The organism is Adlercreutzia sp. CNCM I-6215 (genome assembly GCF_977072315.1).
This window is the reverse complement of the sequence record NZ_CDRVMA010000027.1, coordinates 1-6245: the sequence shown is the minus strand read 5'-3', so window position 1 is coordinate 6245 and position 6245 is coordinate 1. Positions and strand designations below refer to the sequence as shown.

6 protein-coding genes and 1 pseudogene are annotated in these 6245 nt (G+C 62.8%); 6 read left to right on the top strand and 1 reads right to left on the bottom strand.

All coding sequences use genetic code 11. The annotated features are described in order from the left end of the window. Nucleotides 1-381 precede the first annotated feature (381 nt). From ACW4LP_RS12165 to ACW4LP_RS12150, 4 genes are all read left to right on the top strand, one after another. Complete coding sequence (locus tag ACW4LP_RS12165) at nucleotides 382-3411, top strand: DUF7507 domain-containing protein (RefSeq protein WP_114549750.1); 3030 nt, start codon at nucleotides 382-384, stop codon at nucleotides 3409-3411. A 61-nt stretch (nucleotides 3412-3472) separates the two neighbouring features. Further along, a complete protein-coding gene (locus tag ACW4LP_RS12160; protein WP_455803862.1) occupies nucleotides 3473-3967 on the top strand; it encodes a hypothetical protein in 495 nt (164 codons plus the stop codon). 102 nt (nucleotides 3968-4069) lie between these two features. Then, a complete protein-coding gene (locus tag ACW4LP_RS12155) occupies nucleotides 4070-4228 on the top strand; it encodes a hypothetical protein (RefSeq protein ID WP_161128409.1) in 159 nt (52 codons plus the stop codon). A gap of 435 nt (nucleotides 4229-4663) precedes the next feature. After that, nucleotides 4664-5272 carry a hypothetical protein gene (locus tag ACW4LP_RS12150; RefSeq protein WP_114549755.1) on the top strand — a complete coding sequence of 203 codons (609 nt, stop codon included), beginning with the start codon at nucleotides 4664-4666 and terminating at the stop codon, nucleotides 5270-5272. A gap of 208 nt (nucleotides 5273-5480) precedes the next feature. On the opposite strand, the gene ACW4LP_RS12145 is transcribed toward ACW4LP_RS12150, so the two are convergent. After that, nucleotides 5481-5651, bottom strand: a complete 171-nt coding sequence (locus ACW4LP_RS12145; protein ID WP_277726132.1) for an ATP-binding protein — start codon at nucleotides 5649-5651, stop codon at nucleotides 5481-5483. A 103-nt stretch (nucleotides 5652-5754) separates the two neighbouring features. Between ACW4LP_RS12145 and ACW4LP_RS12140 the strand changes: the two are divergent. Both ACW4LP_RS12140 and ACW4LP_RS12135 read left to right on the top strand, forming a co-directional pair. Continuing rightward, nucleotides 5755-5913: pseudogene (locus tag ACW4LP_RS12140) on the top strand (ORF6N domain-containing protein); the annotation flags it as partial. Between the two features lie 39 nt (nucleotides 5914-5952). Continuing rightward, nucleotides 5953-6081: a hypothetical protein gene (locus ACW4LP_RS12135; RefSeq protein ID WP_261797849.1), complete on the top strand. Its 129-nt coding sequence runs from the start codon at nucleotides 5953-5955 to the stop codon at nucleotides 6079-6081. Nucleotides 6082-6245 lie beyond the last annotated feature (164 nt).

Sequence of the window (6245 nt, the reverse complement as noted above, 5' to 3'; positions counted from 1 at the left end):
AAGGAAGTGGAGGAGGAAAGAGCCTTAGGCTATCGGCAACGCGTGGAATGAGTATCGGCGACGCGCGGAATCATCATCGGACAAGCGCGCAGGAGGCAATAAAAAAGCCCAGATCAATAAAGTGATTCTAGGCACTAGTAACGCGCGGGTGCAATTTGCGTGTCGAAAAGGTGACGAAAAAGCCTTTTCGAGCGCTTCTCCGATGACTTGTTTACAAGTTGTCAACAAAAGCCCGCGAGGAGGGACGAGTGCCTCGGCGCCCGAGCATCAGGTGCCGCATCGGGGGATGCACTTCGTCCCTCGGAAAGCTGGTTTAAATGTCCGGTCTCCAAGCCGGTATTTAAAAGTAGTAGGAAACGGAGCAGAAGGAAGGTGCGGAGTATGCGGACCATAGCGCGGTTCATGGACGCAAGAAACACCACGGAGGGCAAGTTCCTGTCAGTCTTGCTGTCGGTGCTGCTGGTGTTCTCGTTCCTGAACGTGACCATGTTCACGGACTACGCCAACGCCGAGGACGAGGAGGGCGAGGCGATCGAGTTCGTCGAGCCCGCCGCCGAGCCCGGGGACGAGGTGCAGCCCGAGGACGAGGCCGGCGAGCTCGAGAAGGAGACGGAGTCTCCGACGGAGGGCTCGGAGAACGAGGGCGCCCCCGTTGAGGTGCAGCCCGAGTCTGGCGATCCCGAGGAGGAGGTGAGCGGAACGGAAACTGAAACCGAGGGCGACGGCGAGCAGAAGGACAACCTGGTCGCAGAGCAGCCGATTACGTTCGCCGTGCCGCGGATCTCATCTGAAGAAGAGCTGCCTGTATATAAGGTGGGAGAAAAGGGAGGACTGGATGGACAAGTCGACCCCTCTCTTCTCGAAGGGAAGACGCTCGAGCAGCTTAAAAAAATGTTTCCCGATGCGACAGTTCTCCCGTCGGCAGTAATTGGATCCGACGGTCAGGTTAGCGATACCGGCGCAGCATGCAACAAACCTAGGCATTGGTGGTACTTCACTAACGACAGCGTGAGCGTAGCCAATCAGCCGACCCACAACGCCAAGGATCCCATCAGTGGCATTCCGGGGGGAACGACGTACCTTGTTCATGAGATATGTGACAACAATGATAAAGTGATAGGCTACGAGATCATTCCACTGAAGGTTGTTGAGAGTTCCGCGGATGATCAGCTGTCGTACAATTTGAACGGTGCCCCCGGCTCCATCGATCCCACCGCTGGCAAGACGGGCTCTGAGGTCATAGTGACGAGCGAGGTTCCCGATTGGGAGGGGCATGAGTTCCTCGGCTGGAGCACCAGCGAGGACAGCGCCTTCGCTGATTATACTGCGGGCGACCACTATACGCTGACTGCAGGAGACGACATCCTCTTCGCGATCTGGAAGGCCAAGACGCCGCAGTACACCATCGAGAAGAGCGTCGCGAACGAGGGATCTGGCGAGGGCGGCACCTTCAAGACCGGCGAGACCATCAACTACAAGATTACCGTCACGAACACCGGGGGCGTCGCGTATCTCGACCCCATTATCCTGGGAGACTCGCTGGTCGATCTCGGTGGTCCCGGCGTCACCGTTGAGAGCAACCTCAGCGGCGCAGCGGACTTCTCCAACGCAACGCTCCAAGGCCTGCTCGTCGGCGAGACCGTCACCGTATCCTACTCCTATACCGTCAAGGCCACCGACAACGACATCACCAACGCGGTGACTGCGAACGGGGAGAAGAAGGCAGAGGTGACGACAGAGGTGGAGGACGCTCCTGCCCTGACCGCCGTCAAGAAACTGGTCAACGAGGGAACCGGCGACTCCGGCACTTTCAAGAAGGGCGAGACCGCCGAGTTCGAGATCACCGTGACCAACACCGGCAACACCACCCAGACCAACGTGACCGTGGCCGAGATGCCCGGCGCCGAGATCGTCGCGGGAACCAGCTATGACATCGTCGACGGCAAGGCCGTCATCGCCTCCATGGCCCCCGGCGACGAGGTCACCGTCAAGGCGACCTACACCGTGACCCAGGCCGACGTGGACAAGGGCGGCCTGAAGAACGTCGCCACGGTCGACGGCGCCGGCACCGACCCCGAGCCCGAGGTCGAAATCCCGACTAAGTTCTCATTCGAAGTGAGCCAGCCTGAGTCTCTGGTCTATGATGGTCAGCCTCATTACCAGGAAGTCAACGTGACCGATAAGACCACTGGCGCCACTCTTACTGAGAACGTGCACTACACACTTGAATACTCCGAGAACGTGACCGATGCCGGCGAAAAGACGGTGACGATCACAGGTATCGGCGACTACACGGGTGTTATCGACCGGACGTATCAGATCGAACCGCGCCCCTACACCGTGACGACCTACGATGCCCTCAAGAGCTATGACGGCACGCCGCTGACCGATGCTCGTGTTGACGTCGACCTAGTGGCCGGCGAGACGGTAACTGCGACTGCTACGGGTTCCATCACTGAGGTTGGTACGGCTGACAACACGTACTCCATCGTCTGGAACGGAACGGCCAAGGAGGGCAACTACGTGCTTGCGAGCGAGACCCTTGGCGTGCTCGAGGTAGTGAACGCCTCCTATGCCATCTCGGCTAATGGATACAGCGGCCTCTATGACGGTTCCGCCCACGGCATAATCGTGAACGCCCCATCGGACGCCACGGTAACCTACACGAATGCGAACGCCTTCACCGAGGCCGGCACCTATACTGTGGGATACACGGTGACGCGCCCGAACTACGAGACGATCACGGGGTCGGCGCAGGTCGTTATTACACCGCGTCCTGTGACGATCGTCGTCGACAGCGCGACCAAGGTTCTCGGCACCGCTGACCCGGCCTTTACGGGTAGCGTGAGCGCCGCAACGCCTCTGGTGAGCTCCGATGACCTTGGTACGATCACGTTCTACCGCACCAACGCGGCGCAGGCCGTCGGCACCTACGCGGATGTGCTCAGCGCTCGCTACAGCGCCAACCCGAACTATCGGGTGACGGTTGTTCCGGGTGATTTCTCAATCACCACGCCGGCTCCCCTTCCGGTCGTCCCGACGGCTCCGGTAACTCCGGCTGCTGTGACGCCGGCCACCCCGGCTACCCCGGCCACGCCTGCGCCCGCGACCCCGGCCCCGGCTACCGAGACCATCGAGGACGACGCGACGCCGCAGGCTGCCACGCCGACGGCTAATGAGTCCGAGACGATCGATGACGAGGCGACTCCCATGGGCGCCTTCGACGAGCCGCACTGTTGGGTGCATTGGGTGATGCTCCTGGGCATCCTGCTCACGGCTGTTTATGGTATCGTGGTGGTGCGCCGCCGTCTGCACCTGGCCGACGATGTCGACGACTACGAGAAGCAGGTGCTCGGCATTGAGGACGAGCAAGCCGAGACAGTGCCTGCGACTGGCCATCAGGCCCTGTAAGAGATAGCCGCGAGGGGGCGGCCGCGAGCCGCCCCCGTCCGATACGGAAGGAGAGACTGAGATGAGAAAGAACAACTGGATCGTCACAGCGATCGCGGCTGTCGCCTGCGGAGTTTTGCTGTGGGCCTGGTTCGCTCTTGGATTCAACCACGTGGATGATCCGCTGCATCTCGTCGTGGCCGTCGCATGGTGGCTCGTCGTGGCCGCCGTGGCGGGCGGCATCGTGTGGGCCGAGGGCAAGAGGCGCGAGAAGATGCGCCTGGCCTTCGTCGGCGAGGGCGCCGGGTGCAGCCCGGAGGCCGGGCTCGTGATGCCAGACGCCGGCGAGAGCGAGCTGGCAGCGCTGGAGCGGACGCTCTCGGGCATGGCGTTCCCCGACGAGGTGGCCGCGCTGGACGAGCGCGTGCGCCCCGCCTTCCGCTGGGTGGTGCGGAGCCGCAAGTTCGACCGCAACGGCGAGGTCTGGGAGGGCGAGGTCGTCGCCGCCCACGACCCGGACGCCGAGCCGCGCCCGTTCGCGTCCCGCGAGGACCTGGCCGCCCTCCTGGCGGCGTAGGGGCGACCCGCCGGCCCTTCGGGGCCGAGACATAGCCAACCGAGAGGGGGCCGGCGCTCTGACGAGCGTCGGCCCCCTCCTTCTTATGGAAAGGTACCAAACATGCTGATCGATGCAATTTGCGATAATTGGATGCAGGGCAAACGTTCGAAGTTGGATTCCATGCAGGCTGGTAAGGATGAGAGGCAAGGGCAAAGCGAAAAGGCACGTCTCGTCATTTTCTTTATCGTGGAAGCGCCGCCGTCTGTGGAATGCAGGTAACGCGGCCTCGTCGCCGTTCTCGGGCGGCATTGCCGATGCTATAATGCCCTTATCGTCGGGGTCGTTTCGGACTTAGGCCCAAGGGAGCCGCTCGCGGCTAGCACGAGGCACCCGACCGATGCGCCTTCCGCATCGTCTTAACCTCCAGCTTCCTCTTCCCCCTCTGCGCCGTCACCAGGTAGACGGTGCCCCCTCTCTCGTACAGCTGCGGCTTAAGTGCGGTTCTGGGGCGTCTTCCGGGCGTTTTGCGACTCCGTCGCGGTCGGCGCGGGGAACGGATCGGGACATTCCCGCGTCATTTCCGCGGTCGTGATCAAGTAGGATGGGTTCTCCTGCATTAGGATGACGGAACGATCGATAGGGGGCGGGGCAGAGATGGTTGGCGGGGCGACTTGCAGCGGTGAGGGAGGCAGTGGCGATGGGGGCGGCATTCCCATGGCGCGGGCACGTGCCGGGGGTTCTCCGTTCGGGCTTCGTACCTCCCCGCGGTTCACTTGGGAGGGCGAGATCGCCAGCGATCGCCTCGAGGACTGCGAGGCCACGGCTGTCGGGTACCGGGGCTGGGCCGGAGAGGGCGACGTGTCGACAGAGATCCACTCGCGGGATGAGGGGTGGCTGGAAGGGGGAGGCGAGCCCGCCGCTTCGTTCGAGACGGCCTCCTTGGAGGAGGAGATCCGCCGCAGGCGCCCCCAGGAGCTGCGCACGGCCGAGCGACTCGGGCGTCATGGCGTGCGCGCCGATTTCGTGATTGACGCAGTGCTCGCAGGGGACGCCGGAGATTCACGCGCGCGCCGCATCGGCCTCGCCGATCTTTCCAATGGCTACGAGCTGAAGACGCTGTCTCAAGCCTCCTCGTTCAGCACCATAGACGGCTATCTTCGGCGCGCGTCGAAGAAGCTCAACGCCATCGCCGTCGTGTTCGACAACACGGAGAACGGTGCTCTCGGCGATGCGGAGCTGGCCGAGTTCGTGGAGGGTGCGAGGCGGCGGTTTGGGGGACGGGTCTACATACTGGAAGGCGAGCGCTACGGGCGCGTGAGATAGAAGCGCCCCCGAAGCTCCGCAGAGGGGTGCATCGGGGGCGCCGCTGGCAGCATATGGTAGCAGCGCATTGGTGCTTTGTCCAGTGCCCGAGGGAGTCTCCAGCTTTTTTCGGACGCTCGATGTGTTTCACAAGAATGTAGTTTCACAAAAACTTTCTTTCGGGTTTCACGATTCCGCCGCCGCGCAGCCCGGGCGCCGCCGTTCCTTCCTATTCTTCTGAGTTGCCCATCATGAGGGCCTCATCGAACCTCCTGCTCTGGCCGCCGAACTCGATGAGGTGGCCATGGTGCACTATTCTGTCCACGGTTGCGTTGGCCAGCTTGTCGTCGCCGAGCATCGTGCCCCAGCGGCTGAACTCGATGTTGGTGGTCACGATCATGCTCCGGGGCTCATAGGTCGCCGCCATCACCTGGTAGAGGAGGCACGCCCCCCCTCGACGTCAACCGGCAGGTAGCCGAACTCGTCGATGATCAGCAGATCTGGTGTCGCTCTACGGGGTGGAGACCAAGGCGCTGAACCAAGCCGTAACGCGCAACCTCGGCCGGTTTCCCGAGCGCTACAGCTTCAAGCTGACGCCGGAGGAGGCGGAGGACGTAAGGTCACAGATTGTGACCTTATCCGGGGAGTCGGCAAGAAGTGCATGGTGGAGGTACCCTCCGCGCGCGTTCACGGAACAGGGTGTGGCGATGCTGTCCGCCGTGCTGCGCGGCGCGAAGGCCGTGGAGGTGAGCATCGGGATTATGGACGCCTTCGTGGAGATGAGCCCGTTCTCGTCCCGCGAGGACCTGGCCGCCCTCCTGACGGCGTAAGGGGTTGCGACATATCCGACGACCCGAGGGGGGGCGGCGCTCTGGCGAGTGCCGGCCCCCTCTTCTTCAGGCTCGTGAGCCTGCACGGCGCGCGAAGCGCGGCGGGCAAAAAACCACCCGCTATGCGGGTGCGCGTCGAAGGCTCCGCCCTTGCGTCAAAACGC

What these genes read in the sequence shown, in the direction of transcription:
- ACW4LP_RS12150 (WP_114549755.1), top strand. Translation starts at nt 4,664, where the DNA reads ATGGCGCGGGCACGTGCCGGGGGTTCTCCGTTCGGGCTTCGTACCTCC.
- ACW4LP_RS12145 (WP_277726132.1), bottom strand. Translation starts at nt 5,651, where the DNA reads ATGATCGTGACCACCAACATCGAGTTCAGCCGCTGGGGCACGATGCTC.
- ACW4LP_RS12160 (WP_455803862.1), top strand. Translation starts at nt 3,473, where the DNA reads ATGAGAAAGAACAACTGGATCGTCACAGCGATCGCGGCTGTCGCCTGC.
- ACW4LP_RS12155 (WP_161128409.1), top strand. Translation starts at nt 4,070, where the DNA reads ATGCTGATCGATGCAATTTGCGATAATTGGATGCAGGGCAAACGTTCG.
- ACW4LP_RS12165 (WP_114549750.1), top strand. Translation starts at nt 382, where the DNA reads ATGCGGACCATAGCGCGGTTCATGGACGCAAGAAACACCACGGAGGGC.